This window comes from Pseudomonas sp. RW409 (assembly GCF_003184125.1).
GTDB lineage: Bacteria > Pseudomonadota > Gammaproteobacteria > Pseudomonadales > Pseudomonadaceae > Aquipseudomonas > Aquipseudomonas chlororaphis_I.
This window is the reverse complement of record NZ_QHHP01000041.1, coordinates 557155-578855: the sequence shown is the minus strand read 5'-3', so window position 1 is coordinate 578855 and position 21701 is coordinate 557155. Positions and strand designations below refer to the sequence as shown.

The window sequence follows — 21701 nt, the reverse complement described above, 5'->3', positions numbered from 1 at the left end:
TAAAGCCGAGCGACGAGGGCGGCGAGCAGTATTCGCAAAGGGCGGGACGAGGGGATGGCGGATAGACAAAAAGCCCGCATGGGCGGGCTTTTTGCAGAGGGGGAGCTGATCCGTCAGCTGCAGCCAGTGTGCGCTTGCGCTATGGCCCTAGCAACGACAGGGCGACGAAACGCAGGCCTTGGCGCGGACTGATAACGCAGCTCATGATTCGACTGCGGCAGACCTTCCAAAACGCCATAAGCACGGCGGAAAAAGGTCGTTTGCTCGAGTGCCATTCGTCAGCTGTTTTGCACCCCGCGCCGGAATGGCCCTCTTATTGAAAGAACATTCCATCCTGGTCGGGAGGTATCCATGAATACGAACAGGCCCACTGGCCCGCGTTCATCCGAGCACGCTTCCGGCAAGGACGAACTGGGCTTCGACCCTGACTCCCCGGACCTGGCTGATCCGCAGGTGGACCCCATAGGTCCGGCGAAAGCACCCAGGGACAACAAGCCGGAGAAAGAACCCAAGTCCCGGGCGTATGACCCGCTGGGGAACCTGAAGCCCAAGTGAAACACAGGCAGGGTACTCCGGCTTCGTAGCGATGGATGGAACCCACGCCCGCGCGGACCGGGTGTAAGGTGTTCGCGACAACCTCGGACGATCTCTACCGAAAGGGAGGCGATTATGAGCGTTCCAATGCTGAACAAGATGCACATGAACGGCTATGACGTGGTCAGCGTCAACAGCGGCCCTTGGCGGGTCTGCACCAAGGGCGACCGTCTTGGCTCCTTTGGCACCCGGGAAGAGGCCCTGGCCTACGCGGCAGCCTTGCCGGCCTACAAGGCGAAGGCCAAGAAGATTGCGCAAGGGGCCAACACCCGATAACCCCATCCACGACCCTGCCCGACAGCCTGGCATGTTCCCGGGCTGTCGGGTGTTCTTTTGCCCTCAGGCCGGCGACTGGGCCTGGGCGGACTTCCAGCCCTTGAGCTCCTCTGCGATGAAGTGCTGCACCAGGTCGCTGTAGAGCTTTTCGATGGCATCGGCGTTCAGGCCCTCGGCCTGGGCCCATTCCCGGCGTTGCAGGAGCATGGCGCGAAAACGCTCGGGGGCGCGCACGGCGGTTTCCGAGGTCTTGAATTTCGATGCGGCCATGACGTAGCGCAAACGTTCGCCCAGCAGTTGGATGACAACCTGGTCGAGGCGATCGATCTCGCGGCGGATATCCTCCATGCCTGCGCATTGTTCGGGGGCTAGCGACTGAATGACGTCCATGTGAATACTCCAGTGGGGAAAGGATCTGCGGTTATCCGCTGGCGGATTTAATCACGGACAGGCTCGCCCTTGGCAGCACCGTGCAGACCGCTGCGCCAGCCTCGCGGGGCATGCTCTGCATGGCTGCCTGCCGAGCGTCTGTTACCATCGCGTTTTTTTGCGACCCCGCCCGGGTTCAGGGCAGGGTCGCGCCGGTCAAAGGAGAATGCCGTGATTATCACTACCACCCACGCGATCGCGGGGCGAGAGATCGCCGAGTACCTGGATATCGTGAGCGCCGAGTCCGTGCAGGGGATCAACGTCGTGCGTGACGTCTTCGCCGGAATGCGCGACTTTTTCGGTGGGCGTTCCCAGACCCTGGAGCGGGCGCTGAAAGAAGCCCGGGTGCAGGCGACCGACGAGATCAAGGAGCGTGCCCGCGATATTCGCGCGGATGCGGTGATCGGCCTGGACTACGAGATCAGCATGCCCAGCGGCCGTGGCGGCATGGTGGTGGTTTTTGTCACCGGCACCGCCGTCAGGCTCAAGTAAGCAGCGTCTCGCCGCATCACACAGCCTCGCCCGCGTGCGGGGCTTTTTTATGCCTGGCGTCCTCTGCCAGACCGCCGCCCGGCCCTTGGCGATCGCCCATAAAAAAGACCCACCGGGGGAGCGGTGGGCCAGTCGGGAGTCTTCAATAAGCGTGAGCCACTTTAGCGAAGCCTTGGCAGGTTCACAGTGAAAGAAATTTCATCATTGCCGGCGAGTGGCTGCACCACCCGGTTGTCCACGGTTTCAGGCGCGGCGGCTGGCGGCATTGAGCCGGCGGCACTCGCGCATGGCGTCCTCTTCCAGGTCGTAGCCATCGCCGATGAAGCCGTCGGTGCGGGTGTCGGCGATGCGGTACCAGTGGGCGGCGATCGGCGCGCCGTGGGCGGCTTCCCCGGCGCGTCGACCCTGAATGATGATCTTGTTGCAGCGCTTTACGACAAAAATGTCTTCCATGGCGCTTCCCTGGTTGATAGCTGCTCAGAGCAACTATAGAAGCAACTCTGAAATTCGCGCAAAAGCCTGTTCATTGGCCGGCCTCGTCCAGTCTCCAGCCCGCTGCCGTCCATTGCAGCCGGTGGCTGGGTGCCATGGCGGCGAGGAACTCGCGGTCGTGGGACACCACCAGCATCGCGCCTGGGAAATCGCGCAGCGCGCTTTCGAAGGCTTCCACCGATTCCAGGTCCAGGTGGTTGGTCGGTTCGTCCAGGAGCAGCAGCTTGGCCGGCGTCTCACGCCACAGGGCAATCGCCAGCGCGGCCTTGAGGCGTTCGCCGCCGCTGAGCCGGCCACAGGGCTGGGTCACGCGCTGGGCATCGAGTTGCAGCCAGGCCAGGCGGCTGCGCAGCAGGCCTTCCTGCAGTGGCCGGTCGAGCGCCTCCAGGTGGTCGAGGATCGAACGCTCGGGATCGAGCAGCGACAGGCGCTGGTCAAGGCAAGCACTGGCCAGCCGCACCTGGCACTGGCCGCTCAAGGGCTGGATCTCGCCGGCCAGCATCTTCAGCAGCGTGGATTTTCCGCAGCCATTGGGCCCGCTGACCGCGATGCGCATGGGCCCGGTGACGGTCAGGTCGAGGTAGCTGGAGGCGGCCTCGGGCGGCAGCCAGGGCAATTGCGCTCGGGTCAGGCAGAACACCTGTTGCCCCTGGGGCACCGCGGCGCCGGGCAGCGTCACCAGGGTTGGCGCCTCCGGCACTACCCGCGCATAGGCGTCGCGGACCTGCTGATCGAGGTTGTTCTTGTGGCCCTGCTGACGGTTGCGCACCTGGCCCATGATGTCCCGGGCGGCGCTTTTTATCTTCCTCCGTTCAAAGCTGGCGATGTTGGCGGTGTCGGCATAACGTCGGGCGCCGGCGGCGTGGCGCTGGATGGTGTCGTGTTCGCGTTGCAGGCGCTTCTGTTCGCGACTGCGTTCGGTTCGCGCGTGCTCCAGGGCGGCCCGCGCCGCGCCGTGCTCGGCTTCGCGCTGGGCGCGGAATGCCGCGTAGTTGCCGCCGTAGACTCGCGCGCCGTGAGGCGTGAGTTCGACGATGCGCTGCATCTGCGCCAGCAGCTGGCGGTCATGGCTGATCAGCAGCAGTCCGCCGCGCCACTGCTGGAGCTGCGTCAGCAGCCACTGGCGACCGGGCTCGTCGAGGTGGTTGCTGGGTTCGTCGAGTATCAGCAGCTGGGCATCGCTGAGCAGGGCGCCGATCACCGCGATACGCGCGCGTTGCCCGCCGCTGAGGCTGGCGGCCGGATCGTCGGGGCCGACCGTGTCGAGACCGGCCTCGTCCAGCAGGCGGCGCAGGCGTTCGCCAAGGTCCCAGCGCTCGTCGACCTGCGCCAGGTCGGCCATCGAGGCCTGGCCCGCGGCGAGGCGCTCGAGGGCGGCCAGGGCCTCAGCGATGCCGGTGACCTGGGCAACGCTCTGGCCCTCCTGCGCCAGGTGTTCCTGGGCCACATAAGCCAGGCGGGCGAAGCGCGTGACGCTGCCCGAGGACGGCGCAAGCTCGCCGGCGATCAGGCGCGCGAGCACGCTCTTGCCAGTGCCGTTACGCCCGACTATGCCGGTGGGCAAGGCATCGAATGTCAGGTCGAGTGAATCGAACAGGGTTTCGCCATGGGCGAACTGGAATGTCAGCTGGTTCAGGGAAACCAGCGCAGGCAGCCGTGTGACGTGAGTCATCAGCACCTCCGGAGAATGTCGAAAAAGGCCAACAAGCGCAGCAAGGCGGCTTGTCGCGAATACATTTCTGGAAGGCTTAGTTGTTCACGTCGGCAATCGTCCGGTGACGGGGAAGGGCGGCTAGCCTAACGCGCGGGTGGGCCGGATGACAACCCGCGGCGCGGCTATCGCGAGCAAGCTCGCTCCTACAGATCCAATACTCGCCCTGGTAGGCGCGAGCTTGCTCGCGAGAAACGCTTGCGCCCGGCGCGCGGCTCAGGCGAGCACGGCCACCGCCTTGATCTGCGCCCAGAGTTGCTGGCCCGGGTGCAGTTGCAGCTGGTCGCGGGAATAGCGGGTGATTCGCGCCAGCAGCGGGGTGCCGGCGACGTCCAGGCGCACCAGGACATGGGCGGTGTTGTCGGCGGGGATTTCGCCGCTGACCGTCACCGGCAGGCGGTTGAGGATGCTGCTGTGTTCGCCGGCTTGCAGGCTGAGGCTGACGTCCCGCGCCTGGACCTTGAAGCGCAGGTGCTTGCCGATGGCCATCGGCGCATGGGCGACCCGCACCCGCAACTGGCTGCCGGGCAGTTGCAGGGCGAGCAGCTGGTAGCCGGCGTCGTAGTGGCTGACCTGGCCTTCGATCACCACCCCGGCGTCGTCGCCCAAGGCCAGGGGCAGGTCGAGACGGGCCAGGGTTTCGCCGATCGGCCCGCTGGCCAGGGCGCGGCCGTTTTCCAGCAGCACGATATGGTCGGCCAGGCGCGCCACTTCATCCTGGGAATGGCTGACATACAGCACCGGGATCTCCAGCTCGTCATGCAGGCGTTCGAGGTACGGCAGGATCTCGCTTTTGCGTTTGCTGTCGAGGGCCGCCAACGGCTCGTCCATCAGCAGCAGCCGCGGGCTGGTCAGCAGCGCGCGGGCAATGCCGATGCGCTGGCGCTCGCCGCCGGACAGGTTGTGCGGATGGCGCTGCAGCAGGTGGCCGATGCCCAGCAGCTCGGTGGCCTGGGCCATGTCCACACGGCGTTGCGCGCGGGGGATGCGCTTGAGGCCGAACTCCAGATTGGCCTGCACCGAGAGGTGGGCGAACAGGCTGGCTTCCTGGAACACGTAGCCCAGGGAACGTTTGTGCGGTGGCATAAACAGCTGGCGTTCACTGTCCTGCCAGACTTCGTCGTTGATCCGCACCAGGCCCTGTTCGGCCTGCTCCAGGCCGGCGATGCAACGCAGGCAGGTGGTCTTGCCGGAGCCGGAATGCCCGTACAAGGCGGTGACGCCACGACCCGGCAGTTCCAGGTCGAGATCCAGGTCGAAGGTTTTGTAACGGCGCTTGAGGCGCACATGGATCGATGCAATCACGACTCAACTCCAGCCAGCGCGGGTTTTGCGGCTGGAGTACAACGCCAGCAACACCAGGAACGAGAACACCAGCATGGCGGCGGCCAGCCAGTGGGCCTGTGCGTATTCCAGGGCTTCGACGTGGTCGTAGATCTGCACCGAGACCACCCGGGTCTTCTCGGGAATATTGCCGCCGATCATCAGCACCACGCCGAACTCGCCGACGGTGTGGGCAAAACCGAGGATGGCCGCGGTGATGAAGCCCGGCCTGGCCAGCGGCAGGATCACGCTGAAGAAGGTGTCCCAGGGATTGGCGCGCAGGGTCGCCGCCACTTCCAGCGGACGGGTGCCGATCGCGGTAAAGGCGTTCTGCAGCGGCTGCACGACAAAGGGCATGGAATAGATCACCGAGCCGATCACCAGGCCGCTGAAACTGAAGGTCAGGGTGCCCAGGCCGAGGGCCTGGGTGAGCTGGCCGATATAGCCGTTGGGGCCGAGGGCGAGCAGCAGGTAGAAGCCGATCACCGTCGGCGGCAGGACCAGGGGCAGGGCGACGATGGCGCCGATCGGCCCCCGCAGCCACGAGCGAGTGCGCGACAGCCACAAGGCAATCGGCGTACCGACGATCAGCAGGATCAGGGTCGTCAGCGACGCCAGTTGCAGGGTCAGCCAGATGGCGGAAAAGTCGGCACTCGATAGCGGCATTTAGAGTTGGTAACCGTAGGACTGGATGACGGCCGCGGCTTTCGCTCCCTTGAGGTAGTCAACCAGGGCCTTGGCCGCCGGGTTGTCCTTGCCCTTGTTGAGGATCACCGCGTCTTGTTTGATCGGGTCGTGCATCTGCGCCGGAACTATCCAGGCCGAGCCGCTGCTGACTTTGCCGTCTTTGTAGATCTGCGACAAGGCGACAAAGCCCAGTTCGGCGTTGCCGGTGGAGACGAACTGATAGGCCTGGGTGATGTTCTGGCCTTCGACGATCTTGCCCTTGACCTGCTCGGTCAGGCCTAGCCTGGCCAATACCTGGGTGGCGGCCAGGCCGTAAGGCGCGGCTTTCGGGTTGGCGATGGACAGGTGCTGGTAGTGGTTGTCCTTGAGCACCTGGCCCTTGCTGTCGACGTAGGCATCCTTGGCCGACCACAGCGCCAGGGTGCCGATGGCGTAGGTGAAGCGCGAGCCCTTGACGGTGGCGCCTTCGCTTTCGAGTTTTGCCGGGGTGCTGTCATCGGCGGCGAGGAACACTTCGAACGGCGCGCCATTCTTGATCTGGGTATAGAACTGCCCGGTCGCGCCATAGGCGGCCACCAGCTTGTGCCCGGTGTCTTTCTCGAAGTCGGCGGCGATCGCCTGGATCGGCGCAGTGAAGTTGGCGGCGACCGCGACCTGGACTTCATCGGCCTGGGCCGAGCCGAAAGCGCAGGCGGCGAGCACAGCGGCAAGGCAGGTCGGGGCAAAACCTGAGAGACGACGGTTCATGAACAGCTCCATTGGCGAAGGGACGTTGGGCAGTGGGGGATATGGAAAGGGACTGCACCGGGGGTGGGTGAAACGCTGTATACGGAAATATATAGCGAATCGCCAGCGAACGGAACTGGGGCAAGAGCTGGAGTGGGCAGCGGGCCGCGAGCGGAGTCGCGGCCCTGGGGTTTTTAGCCTCTGTTGAGCTTGGCCAGGGCTTGCTCGGCCAGCGTGCGGGTCAACTCGTAGGCCGGCAGTTCCAGCCCCAGGCGCAGGGCCTGGCCGGCCCAGAGGTTGGCGAAGTCGGCCTCATTCTTGGCGCGCAATGGCATCAGCGCGCCACCGGCGAGGGGAAAGGCCGGGGCCAGTGGGCTGATCGGGCCGATCTCGCGCATCACCCGGTTGACGATGCCCCGCGCCGGGCGGCCGGTGAACAGGTTGGTCAGGGCGGTCTGGCTGTCCTTGGCGGTGCGCAGGGCCTGGTGATGGGCGGCGCTGACCTTGGCTTCCGGGGTGAACAGGTAGGCGGTGCCCAGTTGCGCCGCCGAGGCGCCGAGGGCGAAGGCGGCGACTATGCCGCGGGCGTCGCCGATCCCGCCGGCGGCGATCACCGGCACCTGCACCGCATCGACGATCTGCGGCACCAGGGCCATGGTGCCGACCTGGGTGTTGAGGTCTTCGCTGAGGAAGATCGCCCGATGGCCGCCGGCCTCGTAGCCCATGGCGATGATCGCGTCACAGCCACGCTGCTCCAGCCAGATCGCCTCATCGACGGTGCTGGCCGACGACAGCACCTTCGCCCCGGTGGCCTTGACCCGCGCGAGCAGGGCCGGCTCCGGCAGGCCGAAGTGGAAGCTGACGATTTCCGGACGCAGCTCCTCCACCAGTTCGCAGCTGACGGTGTCGAAGGGGGCGCGGCTGCTGACCGGGGTCGGCGCCTCGAAGTCGGCGCCGAGTTCGCGGTAGTAGGGTTCCAGGGCGTTTTTCCAGCGGATTTCCCGTTCCGGGTCGGGTATCGGGTTCTGGTGGCAGAAGAAGTTCAGGTTCAGCGGGGCAGATGTAGCCTGGCGAATGCTCTGCACGTCCTGGCGAATCTGCTCGGGGCTGAGCATGGCGCAGGGCAGGGAGCCCAGCGCGCCGGCCTGGGCGGCGGCGATCACCATGGCCGTAGTGGTGGCGCCGGCCATGGGCGCCTGGATGATCGGCAGCTCGATGCCCAGCAGGTCGAGAATACGGGTGTCAGGCCATTGGCTCATGTTGAATGATGCTCCGACGTCAAGAGATAAGGACGGCAACCCGGGGGGTTGTATCAGGAGATGGACGACCAAGGCCAGTCGACTTTGGCCGGAGCCTGGCGATCCCCTGTAGGAGCGAGCTTGCTCGCGAGACGGGATCAGGGCCGCCACCTGGGCTGCCAGTGATAAGGCTATCGCGGGCAAGCCTCGCTCCTACGGGCAGGGTGTGGCCTACGACGAAAAGAGCGTGGATTTTTCCCGCACGGGCTGGGAAGGTGGGGGCTTTGCAAGCTGAAACTCAAGTTCACGGCCCGGCCAAGGGCCCATCGGGAGGCAGTCATGTTCAAGGGTATTTTGATCGAGAAAGACGACGCCGGTTATCGCGCGGCGCTGCGCGAGATTGACGAAGCGCAGTTGCCCGAGGGCAATGTGACGGTGCGGGTGGCCTACAGCACCCTGAACTTCAAGGATGGCCTGGCCATCACCGGCAGCAGCCCGGTGGTGCGCAAGTTTCCCATGGTCCCGGGGATCGATCTGGCGGGCATCATCGAAGACAGCAGCCACCCGGATTACCAGCCCGGCGACCAGGTGTTGCTCAACGGCTGGGGCGTGGGCGAAGGACACTGGGGCGGGCTGGCGCAGAAGGCGCGGCTGGACGGCGACTGGCTGATTCCCTTGCCCCAGGCGTTCAGCGCGGCCGAGGCCATGGCCATCGGCACGGCCGGGTACACGGCGATGCTCAGCATCCTGGCGCTGGAGCGCCACGGCCTGACTCCGAACCAGGGCGAGGTGCTGGTCACCGGGGCCAATGGTGGGGTCGGCAGCTTTGCCATAGCCCTGCTGGCCCGGCTCGGTTATCAGGTGGTGGCATCCACCGGGCGCACTGCCGAGCAGGACTACCTCAAGCGCCTGGGCGCCAGCGAGATCATCGACCGCGCCAGTCTGTCCGCGCCGGGCAAGCCTTTGGCCAAGGAGCGCTGGGCGGCGGTGATCGACTCGGTGGGCAGCCATACCCTGGCCAATGCCTGCGCCAGCACCCAGGCCAACGGCACTGTGGCCGCTTGCGGGCTGGCCCAGGGCATGGACTTCCCGGCGTCGGTAGCACCCTTCATTCTGCGGGGCGTGACCCTGGTCGGGATCAACAGCGTGACCCAGCCCAAGGCCCGGCGCATCGAGGCCTGGCAGCGCCTGGCGCGTAATCTGGACCCGGCCCTGTTGCCGTTGATCAGCCATGAGATCGGCCTCAGCGAAGCCATCGCTGCCGCATCGCGCCTGCTGGCCGGCGAGTTGCGCGGGCGCGTGGTGGTGGATGTAAATCGCTGATACCGTGCGCGCCGGTCACCCAGATAAACGCCAGACAGGAGTACGAAGCATGGATGTCAAACTGCGAGAGGTTCAGCCTTTCTGCGTTTCGGGCTTGCAGGTGCGTACCTGCAATGCCGATGAGCAACAAGCGGACAGCGCGCGAATCGGGCCGATGTGGAAGCGGTTTTTTGTCGAAGGCCTGTTCGACAGCATCGGCCACCGGCAGTCGGACTCGTTCATCTACGGCGTGTACTCCAACTACGAGTCCGATGCCTCGGGGCACTTCGATGTCACCGCCGGTGTGGCGGTGGGCGAAGGCAATGCCGACTATCCGCTGGTGCAGGTGCAGGGTGGCGAGTACCTGGCGTTCTCCGCCAAGGGGCCGATGCCGCAGGTGGTGATCCAGACCTGGGGCCTGGTCTGGGCCTACTTCGAGGACAACCCGCAGGTCCGTCGGCGCTTCGCCACGGACTTCGAGGTGTACACCGGGCCGGAATCGGTGTCGGTGTACATCGGCATTCAAGCCTCGGACGAGCCCTCGCGTTCGAGCAACTGACGCTTGCGCTCCACGCCCCAGCGGTAGCCGGACAGGTGGCCGTCGCTGCGCACCACCCGGTGGCAAGGGATCGCCACCGCCAGGCTGTTGGCGCCACAGGCCTGGGCCACGGCGCGAAAGGATTTCGGCGCGCCGATCCGCTGGGCGATCTCGGCGTAGCTGGCGGTGCTGCCCGGCGGAATCTCCTTGAGGGCCAGCCACACCCGCTCCTGGAAGGCCGTGCCTTGCAGGTCCAGCGGCAGGTCGAGGCCAATGGCCGGCGCTTCGATAAACCCCACCACCTTGGCCACCAGTTGCTCGAAGTCCTGGTCGGCGCCGATCAGGTTGGCCCGCGGGAATTTGTCCTGCAGGTCCTGCACCAGGGCATTGGGGTCGTCGCCCAGCAGGATCGCGCAGACCCCACGATTGCTCTGGGCGACCAGGATCGCGCCCAGGGAACACTGGCCGACGGCGAAGCGGATATCGGCGTTCAGGCCGCCGGCGCGGTAGTCACTGGGTTTCATGCCGAGCAACTGGTCGGCGGTTTCGTAGAAGCGGCTGTTGGAGTTGAAGCCTGCGTCGTACAGCGCGTCGGTCACCGAATGGCCGTGCTCCAGCTGGCGCCGCACCCGCCGCGAACGGTGGGCGCTGGCGTAGCCTTTGGGGGTCAGCCCGGTGGCGGCCTTGAACACCCGGTGAAAGTGGAAACTGCTCATGCCGGCTTGCTCGGCCAGCTGTTTCAGGCTGGGCGGTGCTTCGGCCGACTCGATCTGCCGGCATGCGGCCGCTACCAGGCTGGCATGGTGCGCGGCTACCTGGGTCTGGTCGCTGGCGCTGCGTTTGCTCGGCCGGTAACCGGCGGCCTCGGCTTGTTCCGCGGTGTCGAAGAACTCGACGTTCTCCGGCCGGGGCAGGCGCGACAGGCTGCTGGGGCGGCAGTAGACCCCGGTGGTTTTCACCCCATAGACGAACTGGCCATCGGCGCGCGCATCACGGGCCAGGACGGCGAGCCAGCGGGGATCGCTTGCGGTGGTGGGCTTGGGCTGGACCATGGTCATGGACTCTACTCGGTGGCGGTTGTCGCTCAGATTAACCAAGGGCAGGGGGCCTGGCACTCCGAGTCTTGCGCTTGAATTCCCGCGGGATCAAGCGGCCCGGCGAAAGGTCAGGTTGATGCGCCGTGGGCCCAGCAGCGGGTGCGTGCCGTCCTTGAGCGGCAGCACGCCGTGATAGCGCAGGCGGTCGACGCCGCCCCAGACCACCACATCGCCATGCAGCAGCGGCACCCGCAACGGGCGGTCGCTGCGCCGCTCGCCACCCAGCTGAAACACCGCCGGCAAGCCCAGGGAGACGGAGACGATCGGCGCGTCGTAGTCGCGCTCATCCTTGTCCTGGTGCAGGGACATGCGGGCGCCGGGCACATAGTGATTGATCAGGCAGGCGTCCGGATCGAACCCGGCAAAACCGGCCTGGGTCGCGGCGGCCTGGGCCAGTTCGCGCAACACTTCGGGCATCGCCGGCCAGGGCTGGCCGCTCTGCGGATCGATGGCGGTGTAACGGTAGCCGCTGCGGTCGGTGGTCCAGCCCAGCTCGCCGCAACTGCTCAGGCCGACCGACATGGTGAAGCCGCCCGGCGTGACCATCTGCCGGAACGGCGCGGCCCGCAGTACGTCACGCAGGGCTGGCAGCAGGCGCTCGACCCAGGGCAGGGCGAAGCCACGGAACACGAAGGACTGCGGGCCGACCTGTTCGGTGTGGGGCGCCTGTTGCAGTTCGGGTTCGCCGAACAGCTCGGCGGTGAAGTTAGCGTTACTGGGCATCGTGGAAGATCACTCCTAGCGTATGGCGGCGGCCGCTGTGCAGGCGGCTGACGCCATGGCGCAACGTCACCCGGTAATGGCCGCGCACGCCGGGTACCGGACGATGATGCACGGCGAAGATCAGCGCATCACCCTGCTTCAGATCGATGACCTGCGGCCGCGACTGCATGCGCGGGCGCTGTTCGGTGATGACGAATTCGCCGCCGCTGAAGTCGGCGCCGGGGCGTGACAGCAGGATCGCCACCTGCAAGGGGAATACGTTGTCGCCATACAAGTCCTGGTGCAGGCAGTTGTAATCCTGCGGGCCATATTGCAGCAACAAGGGCGTCGGCCGCTGCTGACCGGCGGCGTGGCAGCGCTGGAGAAAGTCTTCGTGCCGGGGCGGATATTGCACGGGGATATTCATCAGCTGGTTCCAGCGGTTGGCCAGCGGCACCAGGTGCGGATAGAACTGGCCGCGCAGTTCGGCGACCAGCTTCGGCAAGGGGTAGGCGAAATACTGGTATTCGCCGCGGCCGAAACCGTGCCTGGCCATGACCACTCGCGAACGAAACCATTCGCTGCGCGGATACAAACTGCTGAGCTCATGACATTCATCGGCGCTGAGCAGGTTGCCGATCATGGCGCTGCCGTCCTGGTCGAGCTGCTGCTCGATCGAGGGCCAGTCCAGGCAGGCAAGACGTTGTGCGAGGGAGGGGGCGGACATCCTGGCGTTCCTGAGGCAGAGGCTGATATCCGCCAGTCTAGGAAGCGCGCGGGCCGCTCACACTCCGCTGCTTGCGCTCGAATTCGTCACAGAAGCAGGGGCTTACAGCGCCTTGCTCACGCTGACGTCGCTGATGACGTCGTCGGTCTGGCCGTGCAGGGCTTCCAGTGCGGCCTTGGCTTCTTCCTGGGTGCCGCTTTCCAACTGGGCGAACTCGAAACGGCGTTCGCCGTTGAGTTTGTATTTGATGACGTACTTGGTCGTTTGGGCCACGGTGATACCTGTTTGTCGCGGACTGGGGCGGGGTTCAGCGCAGTTTCGAGCTGGACCGGCGGATGATCTTGATCGAATGGGTCAGGTTCGGCTTGCGGGTGACGCTGATGGGCCGGCGGTTGACGGTGTCGATGGTGATGTTCCAGAAGCCGGTGCTCGGTGCGGTGATCTTGGCCGGGAACTTGTCGAACGCGCCGCCATGATAAGTGTGACGTCCGCCGTTCTTGAAGCTTCGGAAGTTGGCGTCGTTCATCAGGCGGATGTTGCAGACCTGGGAGCATTCGATGACGACGATATCGTCTTCGTTGAGGTGCTCGCGCTGGTGGATAAATTTCATGGGCGCCTCCAGAAGGGCTTTTGCTACAAAATCAAAACGATGGCGCAGTTTATCAGGCCGCGGCCGGCGGCTTTGACAATTTAAAACAGTTATTTGCCGATTATTTAGGATAAATCTGACTGATCCGGAGAAAAATGCCATTTCTGCGGTCGGACGGTCTTTATCGGAGGAAATGTATGAAGTGGGGTGTGTTGATTCTGGCCTTGGCGATCAGTGGTTGTGCGACAGTCTCGGACATTAACCAGACACTGCCCACCCTGAACGTGATTTCAGGGAAAAAACCGCAGGAGTACGCCAAGTGCGTCAGCGACAAACTGGCTGACAGCCGTGGCCAGTTGCAGGTCGAACCGCATAAGGACGGTATGCGCGTTATCGTTCCGCAGAAACTGTCGGCAGGGCCGACCGCGGTGTTCGATATCGAGGAGCGTTCCGGCGGCAGCAGCATCAAGCTGCATGAAAGCATGTCCAATGTGCCCATGCGTCCGGGCGATATCCGCAAGGCGGCGGAGGACTGCATTTCCGGCTGATCGCCGAGGGATTTTTCAAGAGCCCGCCCTGGCCCGGATTTCCGTGGCGAGGGCGGGCTTTTTTGTGCCCGGTGACAAGGCAGGCTCGGTGGGTTTCGCGTTGTAGCCAAAGGTCTATTGGCCTACTCTTTGTAGGCTTATATAAAATAAGCCTAAGGATATAACTAGAAAAATGGAGTTCGCCATGATCCCCATGGATCGAATACTGCTGAGCAGCCTGATGCTGTTTTTTGTCGCCAGTGCCCAGGCCGTGGATGGGCAGAAAGTGTTTACCCAGGGTGGAGCGCAGCCCGGCGCCACGGCCTGCCTGGCCTGTCACGGTGGTGATGGCCTGGGTTTGGCAGCCGCCGGATTTCCACGTCTGGCGGGATTGTCGGCGGGTTACCTGCGCAAGCAGCTGGAAGATTTTCGCAGCGGTGCGCGCAGCAATCCGGTCATGCAGCCACTGGCCAAGGCCCTGAGCGATGACGAGATAGACGCGGTCAGCCAGACCCTGGCGGCCATGCCGGCTGTGACGCCAGCGCCGATCAACCGCAGCGCCATGGCCGAGGGGGTCGGTGCAAGGCTGGCCCTGCGTGGCGCCTGGGAGCGGCAGGTTCCGGAGTGCGTGATTTGCCATGGACCGGGTGGCGTGGGTGTCGGAGACGCCTTTCCGCCGTTGGCCGGGCAGCCCGCGGCTTATCTGATCGGGCAGTTGAATGCCTGGCGCGACGGCACGCGCCGCAACGACCCGAACGATCTGATGGGACACATCGCCAAGGCCCTGAGCCCCGAGGAAATCACGGCGGTGGCCGACTACTTTGCCAAGGTCGGCAGCCTGTCCGCCAAGGCCGATAACCAGGAGCCCAAGCCATGAGCCGTGATCTTCTATTGGGCTTTTCCCTCGTCTTGCTGGCGACCCAGGTTCATGGCGCCGCGGTCACCATGGAAGACCAATCACAGTTGCGGGAGCCGGCAGCGAGTGCTGTCCATCCCCAGTATTTCCAGCCACCAGCAGAGAGCGAACTGCCAGACAATGCCTACGGCAAGATGGTCCGCGACGGTTATGCGCTGTTCGTCGATACCAAACGCCTGGCGCCGAAGTTCGTCGGTAATGGGCTCAATTGCAGCAATTGCCACCTGGATCAGGGGCGGCTGGCCAACTCCGCGCCGCTGTGGGGCGCCTATCCGATGTACCCGGCGTATCGCAAGAAGAACAACAAGGTGAACACCTACGCCGAGCGCTTGCAGGGCTGCTTCCAGTTCAGCATGAACGGCACGCCGCCGGCTGCCGACAGCTACGAGATCTCCGCGTTGTCGGTGTACTCCTATTGGCTGGCGAGCAAGGCACCGATCGGTGTCGAGTTGCCCGGGCGTGGTTATCCCGAGGTGCCGCAACCGGCCCAGGGCTACGACCTGGCCCGTGGCGAGCAGGTGTACCGGGCGCAATGCGCGGTCTGCCATGGCGATAACGGCCAGGGCCAGAAGGTCGGCGCCGACTATGTCATGCCGCCGCTCTGGGGCAAGGACTCGTACAACTGGGGCGCTGGCATGCACCGGATCAACACCGCCGCGTCCTTTATCAAATACAACATGCCCCTGGGCAAGGCCGGCAGCCTGAGCGACCAGCAGGCCTGGGACGTGGCGGCGTTCGTCAATCGCCATGAGCGGCCGCAGGATCCGCGGCTGGTGGAGGGCTCCATCGAGAAGACCCGGCTCAAGTTCCACGCCAACGACGGGGTCAATCTGTATGGCCAGACGGTAGATGGCGTGCTGATTGGCCAGGGCATCCGATAAACTGTCGGCCATTGTCAAAGATGCCGTCGAAACCCAGGTTTCGGCGGCATCGTTTTTTGGGAGAAAGCATGAAGCGCGAAACAGTCCGGGAGAGGCATGCAGAGGGGCATATCTCTGCGACCCATGTGATTCAGAATCCGGCGAATTCCGGGGAATGGATCGTGTTCTTCAAGAAAAGCGCGGGGCGCAGCTATTTTCTTGTGGATGATAACGATGAAGTCGAGTCATTCGACCGGCTAGACGACCTGATCGAAACCATTCGTAACCTGGGCATCAAGTTTGCCGAGATTCATATGTAGGCAGGGCGTCTGTTACTTGCAGACCACTACGACACTGCGGCTTTTGTAGTTGCCGACATCCGCCCCCAGGGTCTTGTCGCTTTCCTTGAGTGACGGCGTGCCGTCGGTGCCGATGATCCGATAGCCGGTGCCGGCACAGGAGGCGTCGGCCTTTTCATAGCAGCTGGCCCAGGAGCTGGCTTCGCCGGAGCAATCGATGCTCAGGCCTTGTTCGCCGTTTTCCAGGTAGGTATCGGAAACGGTGGCGCATCCGCTCAGGGCCAGTACCGCAGTCAGTGCCAGAAGTTTGTGCATGGGTGTGGTCGTCGTCGAGAAGTTTGAGCCCCGGGGGAGGGCTGGACACCCTTGGCGAGCGTCTGGGACAAGATGCTATAGCGAACCGCCACTGCGGTACAGATCGGCATGAAAAAGCCCTGCGCGGGGCAGGGCTCTTCGGTGCGGGGACAGTCTCAGGACTTGGGGCTGCGACGCGCCGAGGCGTGGCCAGCCGAGTCCTCGAACACCGATGCCACTTCGACCGCCATCGCCTCGCTGGCGAAAGGCCCGGCGACGTTCTCGCCCTGGGCACTGACCAGCCACCACTGGCCGTCTTTCAACTGCTTGATCTGGTAACCGTTTACGCTTTTTGTTGCCGACATCTATCTGCCTCGTTGGCGGGGTTCAAGGGCGCCATGATAGCGGTAAACGAGCCGCTGCAAGAGTGCGGAGGAGGGTTCAAACGCAGAAAATCAAGGCTTTGCGGCCAGATGGCGGTTTACGGCGCGGGTTATCTGTACGATGCTGCGCAGCTATGTTCGCAGCCAGTGCGGAACTATCCGCGGCAATATTTCTCTTAGATGGCAGCGGTTAGCCAGCGCGGCCCATTGTAAGGTGCACGCGGCCTGATTAGACTGCGCCGAAATTCGTACGTACAGCCCTTTTAAGGACTCATATGATCAAGAAATGCTTGTTCCCAGCAGCCGGTTACGGTACTCGCTTCCTGCCAGCGACTAAAGCCATGCCCAAAGAAATGCTGCCGGTGGTGAACAAGCCACTGATCCAGTACGGCGTTGAAGAAGCACTGGACGCCGGCCTGAACGAAATCTCCATCGTCACCGGTCGCGGCAAGCGCGCCCTGGAAGACCACTTCGACATCAGCTACGAGCTGGAAAACCAGATCAAGGGCACCGACAAGGAAAAATACCTGGTCGGCATCCGCAAGCTGCTGGACGAGTGCTCGTTCTCCTACACCCGTCAGACTGAAATGAAGGGTCTGGGCCACGCGATCCTGACCGGCCGTCCACTGATCGGCGACGAGCCGTTCGCCGTGGTCCTGGCGGACGACCTGTGCGTGAACCTGGAAGGCGACGGCGTCCTGACCCAGATGGTCAAGCTGTACAAGCAGTATCGCTGCACCATCGTCGCGATCCAGGAAGTCGACCCGCAGGAAACCAACAAGTACGGGGTGATCGCCGGTGACCTGATCGGTGACGACCTCTACCGCGTGCGCAACATGGTCGAGAAGCCGAAGCCGGAAGACGCTCCGTCGAACCTGGCGATCATCGGTCGTTACATCCTGACCCCGGACATCTTCAGCCTGATCGAACAGACCGAGCCAGGCAAAGGCGGCGAGATCCAGATCACTGACGCCCTGATGAAGCAGGCGCAGGACGGTTGTGTGATTGCCTACAAGTTCAAGGGCAAGCGTTTCGACTGCGGTGGCGCCGAAGGCTACATCGAAGCGACCAACTTCTGCTTCGAACACTTCTACAAGACCGGCAAGGCTTACTGATAGCCCGCTTGGTCCTTGTACTGAAAAGCCACCTTCGGGTGGCTTTTTCGTTTTATGCCCCTATGTAAATCCTCTAGCGCTGACCGCATGCGCATCTGCGGTTATGCTGTCAGCCTGCCTGGGAGAGTGAAATGGCCTACGATTTTGATCTTTATGTAATTGGCGCCGGTTCCGGCGGTGTGCGTTCGGCGCGGTTCGCCGCGGGCTTTGGCGCGAAAGTCGCGGTCGCCGAAAGCCGCTATCTGGGCGGTACCTGTGTCAACGTCGGCTGCGTGCCGAAAAAACTGCTGGTGTACGGCGCTCACTTCGCCGAGGACTTCGAACAGTCCGCAGGCTTTGGCTGGACCCTGGGCGAGGCCGATTTCGACTGGACCACGCTGATCGCCAACAAGGATCGCGAGATCAATCGCCTGAACGGCATCTATCGCAATCTGCTGGTCAACAGCGGCGTGACCCTGCACGAAGGCCACGCCAAGCTGATCGATCCGCATCAGGTGGAGATCAATGGCCAGCGCTACAGCGCCAAGCACATCCTGATCGCCACCGGCGGCTGGCCGCAGATCCCGGATATTCCGGGGCGCGAACACGCCATCAGCTCCAACGAGGCGTTTTTCCTCAAGGAACTGCCCAAGCGCATCCTGGTGGTGGGCGGCGGTTATATCGCGGTGGAATTCGCCGGGATCTTCCACGGCCTGGGCGCGGACACCAAGCTGCTGTATCGCGGTGAGTTGTTCCTGCGTGGCTTCGACGGCGCGGTGCGCAAGCACTTGCAGGAAGAGCTGACCAAGCGTGGGCTCGACCTGCAGTTCAACGCCGATATCGAGCGTATCGAAAAGCAGGCCGATGGCAGCCTGAAGGTCACCCTCAAGGATGGCCGCGAGTTGGCCACCGATTGCGTGTTCTACGCCACCGGCCGGCGGCCGATGCTCGACAACCTGGGGCTGGAAAATACCGGGGTGAAGCTCGACAAGCGTGGCTTCATCGAGGTCGATGAGCAGTACCAGAGTGCCGAGCCGTCGATCCTGGCGATTGGCGACGTGATCGGGCGTGTGCAGTTGACGCCGGTGGCCCTGGCCGAAGGCATGGCCGTGGCGCGGCGTCTGTTCAAGCCGGAGCAGTATCGTCCGGTGGACTACAACATGATCCCGACCGCGGTGTTCAGCCTGCCGAATATCGGCACCGTCGGCCTGACCGAAGAGCAGGCGCGTGAAGCCGGGCACAAGGTGCAGATTTTCGAAAGCCGCTTCCGGCCAATGAAGCTGACCCTGACCGAGTGCCAGGAGCGCACGCTGATGAAGCTGGTGGTGGATGCCGACACCGACAAGGTACTGGGCTGCCATATGGTCGGCCCGGACGCCGGCGAGATCGTCCAGGGCCTGGCGATTGCCTTGAAGGCCGGCGCCACCAAGCGTGACTTCGACGAAACCATCGGGGTCCACCCGACGGCCGCCGAAGAGTTCGTCACCATGCGCACGCCGGTCGCCGGTTAAGCCTGTTCTGGCGGCTCCGGCCGCTGTTCTTCTGTTGCTGGCTGCGCCTCGGCCTTTGCGGCGGTAGCCAGTTGCAGGGCCTCCAGGCTGGCCTCGGCCTTGGCGGCGCGCAGTTCCAGTTGTCGGTTGTCCTGCAGCTGTTGCTCCAGGTTCTGCTTGAACTCATGACTCTCCAGCAAGGCGACGCGCAGGCGTTCCTGGAGGAGGGTGTGTTCGCTGTTCAGGCGGCTGGATTGCTCCATCAACTGGCCAAGCTTGCTGTCGGTCTTCTGTGCCTGCTCCTGCGCCTGGCGCAGCTCCTTCTGGGTGGCGCGCTGCTCGCTGGTCAGGCGTTCGTTGTCGCGGTGCAACTGGGTGATCTCGTCCTGGCGCACCAGGGCGCTTTGCTGGGCCTGGCGCAGTTCCTGTTGCACCTGTTGTAGCTGGCCTTCATGGCGGCGCTGATCCTGTTCGCGCTGTTCCTTGACCGCGCTGCGGTAGTGCTCGAGGGCGTCCCGGGCGTGCAGGTGCTTTTCTTCCAGCGAGCGAATCTGCTCGTCCTTGTCTTTCAGGCGTAACTCGAAGTCCGCCAGGGCCTGGTTCAGCCCGGCATTGCGCGTCTGTTCGCTCTGCAGCATGGAGCGGGTCTCCTGCAGCAGCGCGCTTTCGCTGGCCAGGGCTGACGCCTGGGTCTGCAGTTGTTGCCGAAGTTGGGCCTGTGCCTGCTCGGCTGTGGCCTGCTGCGCCACCAGCTCCCGATTCATTTCCTCCACCTGTGCCTGTGCCTGCTCCACAGGCTCCTGGGCTTGTTCGCGCAGGCGTTGGGCCATGCGCTGGACCAGTTCCGTCAGCTCTTCTTCCAGGGCTTCCTGGGGCGCGGCGCGGCGGGCTTCGCTCTGCTCCAGCTCCTTCAGGTAGCGATGGATGGTGGTCTTCGAGCCGGTATTGCCCATTTCGATGCGCACCGCATCGATGCTGGGGTGTTCGCCGCGGGCGAGGATTGCCGAACGGGCGATTTGCACCACCGCCTTGTTAACGCCGCCACGAGCCATGGGATCTCCTACGATTACGTACTATTTTACGTGGTATGTATAAAGTGTAATTGTACAATAAAAACAAAGATAAATATTCGAATTATTGACATGGGATATACTGGTATTACCCCGTGTCATAGCTAGATCGCCCTGTTTCAGCCCGCCATTTCCGTACCGCAACACGAGTCGAGCAAGCCATGAGTGAGCTGGATCGTTACCTGCACGCCGCGACCCGCGACAACACCCGGCGTAGTTACCGGGCAGCCATCGAGCATTTCGAGGTGACCTGGGGCGGGTTTCTGCCGGCGACCAGCGACAGCGTGGCGCGTTATCTGGTGGCGTACGCGGGGGAGCTGTCGATCAACACCCTGAAGCTGCGGCTCTCGGCCCTGGCGCAGTGGCACAACAGCCAGGGTTTCGTCGACCCGACCAAGGCGCCAGTGGTGCGCCAGGTGTTCAAGGGCATTCGCGCGCTGCACCCGGCCCAGGAGAAACAGGCCGAACCCTTGCAGTTGCAGCATCTGGAGCAGGTAATCGCCTGGTTGGAGCAGGAAGCCAGCCAGGCCCGGCTCGATGACAATCAACCGGTCCTGCTGCGCGCGCGGCGTGACAGCGCGCTGATTCTCCTGGGATTCTGGCGCGGCTTTCGCAGCGACGAATTGTGCCGGCTACGGATCGAGCATGTGCAAGCAGTGGCGGGCTCCGGCATCAGCCTGTATCTGCCCCGCAGCAAGAGCGACCGCGACAACCTCGGCAAGACCTGGCACACCCCGGCGCTGCGCCGGCTATGCCCGGTCCAGGCCTATATCGAATGGATCAACGCCGCCGCCCTGGTGCGCGGTCCGGTGTTCCGTGGCATCGACCGCTGGGGCCATCTGAGCGAGGAGGGCCTGCACGCCAACAGCGTGATCCCGTTATTGCGCCAGGCGCTGGAGCGCGCCGGGGTCGCCGCCGAGCAATACACCAGCCACTCCTTGCGCCGCGGCTTTGCCACCTGGGCCCATCGCAGTGGCTGGGACCTCAAGTCGCTGATGAGCTATGTCGGCTGGAAGGACATCAAGTCGGCTATGCGTTACGTCGAAGCCAGTCCGTTTCTCGGCATGGCCCTGACCCAGGAAAAGCCGGTCGCCGAGTAAATACGCATTTCTTCTATTAATACTGCGCGCTAATAGCCAAACCTAATCAGCAGCATCAGCTTTGCCAATGAGCCTCGGCTGGGATCATTGGTTAGGATTCTCCCCATCAAGTTTTCAACCCAAGTTTTTACCCACTGATGGAGAATCACCGATGCCTATCATCAACAGCCAAGTCAAACCGTTCAAAGCAACCGCTTTCAAAAATGGCGAGTTCATCGAAGTGTCGGACGCCACTCTGAAAGGCAAATGGTCCGTCGTGTTCTTCTACCCGGCCGACTTCACCTTCGTTTGCCCAACCGAGCTGGAAGACCTGGCAGACAACTACGCCGAATTCCAGAAACTGGGCGTGGAAATCTACAGCGTTTCGACCGACACCCACTTTGCCCATGCCGCCTGGCACAACACTTCGCCAGCCATCGGCAAGATCCGCTACACCATGATCGGCGACCCGACCCTGGCCATCTCCCGCAACTTCGACGTGCTGATCGAAGAAGCCGGTCTGGCTGACCGTGGCACCTTCGTGATCAACCCGGAAGGCCAGATCAAGATCGTTGAAATCAACGACGGCGGTGTCGGCCGTGACGCTTCCGAGCTGCTGCGCAAGATCAAGGCCGCTCAATACGTCGCTGCCCATCCAGGCGAAGTCTGCCCAGCCAAGTGGAAAGAAGGCGAGGCTACCCTGGCTCCTTCCCTGGACCTGGTCGGCAAGATCTAAGCCTGTGACTCGCTACAGCAGGGCGGACCG

28 protein-coding genes are annotated in these 21701 nt (G+C 63.6%); 13 read left to right on the top strand and 15 right to left on the bottom strand.

Going from position 1 to position 21701, the window contains the following annotated elements; all coding sequences use genetic code 11:
* Window positions 1-351: 351 nt before the first annotated feature.
* Both DK261_RS23125 and DK261_RS23120 read left to right on the top strand, forming a co-directional pair.
* Window positions 352-555, top strand: a complete 204-nt coding sequence (locus DK261_RS23125; RefSeq protein WP_009049361.1) for a DUF6021 family protein — start codon at window positions 352-354, stop codon at window positions 553-555.
* Window positions 556-669: 114 nt separating this feature from the next.
* On the top strand, window positions 670-870 hold the full coding sequence (locus tag DK261_RS23120; RefSeq protein ID WP_016704205.1) for a hypothetical protein: 201 nt from the start codon (window positions 670-672) through the stop codon (window positions 868-870).
* A 63-nt stretch (window positions 871-933) separates the two neighbouring features.
* Here DK261_RS23120 and DK261_RS23115 read toward each other — a convergent pair whose 3' ends face one another.
* On the bottom strand, window positions 934-1260 hold the full coding sequence (locus tag DK261_RS23115; protein WP_009049359.1) for an isochorismate lyase: 327 nt from the start codon (window positions 1258-1260) through the stop codon (window positions 934-936).
* Window positions 1261-1470: 210 nt separating this feature from the next.
* Between DK261_RS23115 and DK261_RS23110 the strand changes: the two genes are divergently transcribed.
* On the top strand, window positions 1471-1791 hold the full coding sequence (locus DK261_RS23110; protein ID WP_009049358.1) for a YbjQ family protein: 321 nt from the start codon (window positions 1471-1473) through the stop codon (window positions 1789-1791).
* A gap of 243 nt (window positions 1792-2034) precedes the next feature.
* On the opposite strand, the gene DK261_RS23105 is transcribed toward DK261_RS23110, so the two are convergent.
* The 6 genes from DK261_RS23105 to DK261_RS23080 all read right to left on the bottom strand — a co-directional run bounded on the left by DK261_RS23105 (window position 2035) and on the right by DK261_RS23080 (window position 7989).
* A complete protein-coding gene (locus tag DK261_RS23105; RefSeq protein ID WP_009049357.1) occupies window positions 2035-2244 on the bottom strand; it encodes a hypothetical protein in 210 nt (69 codons plus the stop codon).
* A gap of 70 nt (window positions 2245-2314) precedes the next feature.
* Window positions 2315-3955, bottom strand: a complete 1641-nt coding sequence (locus DK261_RS23100) for an ABC-F family ATP-binding cassette domain-containing protein (RefSeq protein WP_016702438.1) — start codon at window positions 3953-3955, stop codon at window positions 2315-2317.
* 255 nt (window positions 3956-4210) lie between these two features.
* Window positions 4211-5296 carry a molybdenum ABC transporter ATP-binding protein gene (gene modC, locus DK261_RS23095; protein ID WP_173477436.1) on the bottom strand — a complete coding sequence of 362 codons (1086 nt, stop codon included), beginning with the start codon at window positions 5294-5296 and terminating at the stop codon, window positions 4211-4213.
* 6 nt (window positions 5297-5302) lie between these two features.
* Window positions 5303-5983 (bottom strand): molybdate ABC transporter permease subunit, encoded by a 681-nt coding sequence (gene modB, locus DK261_RS23090; protein WP_009049354.1) that lies wholly within the window; start codon window positions 5981-5983, stop codon window positions 5303-5305.
* Complete coding sequence (gene modA / locus DK261_RS23085) at window positions 5984-6751, bottom strand: molybdate ABC transporter substrate-binding protein (RefSeq protein WP_038632868.1); 768 nt, start codon at window positions 6749-6751, stop codon at window positions 5984-5986.
* Window positions 6752-6924: 173 nt separating this feature from the next.
* Entirely contained in the window at window positions 6925-7989 is a 1065-nt protein-coding gene (locus DK261_RS23080; RefSeq protein ID WP_053269230.1) for a nitronate monooxygenase family protein, read from the bottom strand.
* 318 nt (window positions 7990-8307) lie between these two features.
* Here DK261_RS23080 and DK261_RS23075 point away from each other — a divergent pair, with 318 nt between their 5' ends.
* Both DK261_RS23075 and DK261_RS23070 read left to right on the top strand, forming a co-directional pair.
* Complete coding sequence (locus DK261_RS23075; RefSeq protein WP_110176494.1) at window positions 8308-9291, top strand: MDR family oxidoreductase; 984 nt, start codon at window positions 8308-8310, stop codon at window positions 9289-9291.
* 49 nt (window positions 9292-9340) lie between these two features.
* Window positions 9341-9829 (top strand): GyrI-like domain-containing protein, encoded by a 489-nt coding sequence (locus DK261_RS23070; RefSeq protein WP_053269229.1) that lies wholly within the window; start codon window positions 9341-9343, stop codon window positions 9827-9829.
* Here the strand turns inward: DK261_RS23070 and ada are convergent.
* From ada to DK261_RS23050, 5 genes are all read right to left on the bottom strand, one after another.
* Window positions 9793-10866, bottom strand: a complete 1074-nt coding sequence (gene ada / locus DK261_RS23065) for a bifunctional DNA-binding transcriptional regulator/O6-methylguanine-DNA methyltransferase Ada (RefSeq protein WP_028682528.1) — start codon at window positions 10864-10866, stop codon at window positions 9793-9795. The genes DK261_RS23070 and ada overlap by 37 nt on opposite strands.
* 87 nt (window positions 10867-10953) lie before the next feature.
* Entirely contained in the window at window positions 10954-11628 is a 675-nt protein-coding gene (gene alkB / locus DK261_RS23060; protein ID WP_028682529.1) for a DNA oxidative demethylase AlkB, read from the bottom strand.
* Window positions 11618-12334 (bottom strand): 2OG-Fe(II) oxygenase, encoded by a 717-nt coding sequence (locus tag DK261_RS23055; protein ID WP_110176492.1) that lies wholly within the window; start codon window positions 12332-12334, stop codon window positions 11618-11620. Before DK261_RS23055 ends, alkB begins: the two co-directional genes overlap by 11 nt.
* A gap of 102 nt (window positions 12335-12436) precedes the next feature.
* The gene (locus tag DK261_RS33225; protein WP_007921734.1) at window positions 12437-12607 is read right to left on the bottom strand and encodes a hypothetical protein; all 171 of its coding nucleotides are present in this window, start codon (window positions 12605-12607) and stop codon (window positions 12437-12439) included.
* A gap of 34 nt (window positions 12608-12641) precedes the next feature.
* Window positions 12642-12944 (bottom strand): DUF1883 domain-containing protein, encoded by a 303-nt coding sequence (locus DK261_RS23050; RefSeq protein WP_007921735.1) that lies wholly within the window; start codon window positions 12942-12944, stop codon window positions 12642-12644.
* 176 nt (window positions 12945-13120) lie between these two features.
* Between DK261_RS23050 and DK261_RS23045 the strand changes: the two genes are divergently transcribed.
* From DK261_RS23045 to DK261_RS23030, 4 genes are all read left to right on the top strand, one after another.
* Window positions 13121-13471, top strand: coding sequence for a hypothetical protein (locus DK261_RS23045; protein WP_009049346.1), 351 nt, complete (start codon window positions 13121-13123; stop codon window positions 13469-13471).
* 184 nt (window positions 13472-13655) lie between these two features.
* Window positions 13656-14327: a cytochrome c gene (locus tag DK261_RS23040; RefSeq protein WP_038636667.1), complete on the top strand. Its 672-nt coding sequence runs from the start codon at window positions 13656-13658 to the stop codon at window positions 14325-14327.
* Window positions 14324-15247, top strand: coding sequence for a c-type cytochrome (locus DK261_RS23035; protein ID WP_110176490.1), 924 nt, complete (start codon window positions 14324-14326; stop codon window positions 15245-15247). Before DK261_RS23040 ends, DK261_RS23035 begins: the two co-directional genes overlap by 4 nt.
* Window positions 15248-15315: 68 nt before the next feature.
* A complete protein-coding gene (locus tag DK261_RS23030; RefSeq protein WP_007921740.1) occupies window positions 15316-15546 on the top strand; it encodes a hypothetical protein in 231 nt (76 codons plus the stop codon).
* Between the two features lie 12 nt (window positions 15547-15558).
* Here the strand turns inward: DK261_RS23030 and DK261_RS23025 are convergent, their stop codons facing one another.
* Window positions 15559-15840, bottom strand: a complete 282-nt coding sequence (locus tag DK261_RS23025; RefSeq protein ID WP_007921741.1) for a hypothetical protein — start codon at window positions 15838-15840, stop codon at window positions 15559-15561.
* A 155-nt stretch (window positions 15841-15995) separates the two neighbouring features.
* Window positions 15996-16184, bottom strand: coding sequence for a hypothetical protein (locus DK261_RS23020; protein ID WP_007921742.1), 189 nt, complete (start codon window positions 16182-16184; stop codon window positions 15996-15998).
* Window positions 16185-16477: 293 nt separating this feature from the next.
* On the opposite strand from DK261_RS23020, the gene galU reads away from it, so the two are divergent.
* Both galU and gorA read left to right on the top strand, forming a co-directional pair.
* Window positions 16478-17317: a UTP--glucose-1-phosphate uridylyltransferase GalU gene (gene galU, locus DK261_RS23015; RefSeq protein ID WP_009049342.1), complete on the top strand. Its 840-nt coding sequence runs from the start codon at window positions 16478-16480 to the stop codon at window positions 17315-17317.
* Between the two features lie 131 nt (window positions 17318-17448).
* Window positions 17449-18807, top strand: a complete 1359-nt coding sequence (gorA, locus tag DK261_RS23010) for a glutathione-disulfide reductase (protein WP_110176487.1) — start codon at window positions 17449-17451, stop codon at window positions 18805-18807.
* On the opposite strand, the gene DK261_RS23005 is transcribed toward gorA, so the two are convergent.
* The gene (locus DK261_RS23005; protein WP_009049340.1) at window positions 18804-19838 is read right to left on the bottom strand and encodes a DNA-binding protein; all 1035 of its coding nucleotides are present in this window, start codon (window positions 19836-19838) and stop codon (window positions 18804-18806) included. The two genes, gorA and DK261_RS23005, sit on opposite strands and share 4 nt — an antisense overlap.
* 179 nt (window positions 19839-20017) lie before the next feature.
* On the opposite strand from DK261_RS23005, the gene DK261_RS23000 reads away from it, so the two are divergent.
* Window positions 20018-20956, top strand: coding sequence for a site-specific integrase (locus tag DK261_RS23000; protein ID WP_110176485.1), 939 nt, complete (start codon window positions 20018-20020; stop codon window positions 20954-20956).
* A 151-nt stretch (window positions 20957-21107) separates the two neighbouring features.
* Window positions 21108-21671, top strand: a complete 564-nt coding sequence (gene ahpC / locus DK261_RS22995; protein WP_007921754.1) for an alkyl hydroperoxide reductase subunit C — start codon at window positions 21108-21110, stop codon at window positions 21669-21671.
* Window positions 21672-21701 lie beyond the last annotated feature (30 nt).

What these genes read in the sequence shown, in the direction of transcription:
- DK261_RS23125 (WP_009049361.1), top strand. Translation starts at nt 352, where the DNA reads ATGAATACGAACAGGCCCACTGGCCCGCGTTCATCCGAGCACGCTTCC.
- DK261_RS23120 (WP_016704205.1), top strand. Translation starts at nt 670, where the DNA reads ATGAGCGTTCCAATGCTGAACAAGATGCACATGAACGGCTATGACGTG.
- DK261_RS23115 (WP_009049359.1), bottom strand. Translation starts at nt 1,260, where the DNA reads ATGGACGTCATTCAGTCGCTAGCCCCCGAACAATGCGCAGGCATGGAG.
- DK261_RS23105 (WP_009049357.1), bottom strand. Translation starts at nt 2,244, where the DNA reads ATGGAAGACATTTTTGTCGTAAAGCGCTGCAACAAGATCATCATTCAG.
- DK261_RS23100 (WP_016702438.1), bottom strand. Translation starts at nt 3,955, where the DNA reads ATGACTCACGTCACACGGCTGCCTGCGCTGGTTTCCCTGAACCAGCTG.
- modB (WP_009049354.1), bottom strand. Translation starts at nt 5,983, where the DNA reads ATGCCGCTATCGAGTGCCGACTTTTCCGCCATCTGGCTGACCCTGCAA.
- modA (WP_038632868.1), bottom strand. Translation starts at nt 6,751, where the DNA reads ATGAACCGTCGTCTCTCAGGTTTTGCCCCGACCTGCCTTGCCGCTGTG.
- DK261_RS23080 (WP_053269230.1), bottom strand. Translation starts at nt 7,989, where the DNA reads ATGAGCCAATGGCCTGACACCCGTATTCTCGACCTGCTGGGCATCGAG.
- DK261_RS23075 (WP_110176494.1), top strand. Translation starts at nt 8,308, where the DNA reads ATGTTCAAGGGTATTTTGATCGAGAAAGACGACGCCGGTTATCGCGCG.
- DK261_RS23070 (WP_053269229.1), top strand. Translation starts at nt 9,341, where the DNA reads ATGGATGTCAAACTGCGAGAGGTTCAGCCTTTCTGCGTTTCGGGCTTG.
- ada (WP_028682528.1), bottom strand. Translation starts at nt 10,866, where the DNA reads ATGACCATGGTCCAGCCCAAGCCCACCACCGCAAGCGATCCCCGCTGG.
- alkB (WP_028682529.1), bottom strand. Translation starts at nt 11,628, where the DNA reads ATGCCCAGTAACGCTAACTTCACCGCCGAGCTGTTCGGCGAACCCGAA.
- DK261_RS23055 (WP_110176492.1), bottom strand. Translation starts at nt 12,334, where the DNA reads ATGTCCGCCCCCTCCCTCGCACAACGTCTTGCCTGCCTGGACTGGCCC.
- DK261_RS23050 (WP_007921735.1), bottom strand. Translation starts at nt 12,944, where the DNA reads ATGAAATTTATCCACCAGCGCGAGCACCTCAACGAAGACGATATCGTC.
- DK261_RS23045 (WP_009049346.1), top strand. Translation starts at nt 13,121, where the DNA reads ATGAAGTGGGGTGTGTTGATTCTGGCCTTGGCGATCAGTGGTTGTGCG.
- DK261_RS23040 (WP_038636667.1), top strand. Translation starts at nt 13,656, where the DNA reads ATGATCCCCATGGATCGAATACTGCTGAGCAGCCTGATGCTGTTTTTT.
- DK261_RS23035 (WP_110176490.1), top strand. Translation starts at nt 14,324, where the DNA reads ATGAGCCGTGATCTTCTATTGGGCTTTTCCCTCGTCTTGCTGGCGACC.
- DK261_RS23030 (WP_007921740.1), top strand. Translation starts at nt 15,316, where the DNA reads ATGAAGCGCGAAACAGTCCGGGAGAGGCATGCAGAGGGGCATATCTCT.
- DK261_RS23025 (WP_007921741.1), bottom strand. Translation starts at nt 15,840, where the DNA reads ATGCACAAACTTCTGGCACTGACTGCGGTACTGGCCCTGAGCGGATGC.
- DK261_RS23020 (WP_007921742.1), bottom strand. Translation starts at nt 16,184, where the DNA reads ATGTCGGCAACAAAAAGCGTAAACGGTTACCAGATCAAGCAGTTGAAA.
- galU (WP_009049342.1), top strand. Translation starts at nt 16,478, where the DNA reads ATGATCAAGAAATGCTTGTTCCCAGCAGCCGGTTACGGTACTCGCTTC.
- gorA (WP_110176487.1), top strand. Translation starts at nt 17,449, where the DNA reads ATGGCCTACGATTTTGATCTTTATGTAATTGGCGCCGGTTCCGGCGGT.
- DK261_RS23005 (WP_009049340.1), bottom strand. Translation starts at nt 19,838, where the DNA reads ATGGCTCGTGGCGGCGTTAACAAGGCGGTGGTGCAAATCGCCCGTTCG.
- DK261_RS23000 (WP_110176485.1), top strand. Translation starts at nt 20,018, where the DNA reads ATGAGTGAGCTGGATCGTTACCTGCACGCCGCGACCCGCGACAACACC.
- ahpC (WP_007921754.1), top strand. Translation starts at nt 21,108, where the DNA reads ATGCCTATCATCAACAGCCAAGTCAAACCGTTCAAAGCAACCGCTTTC.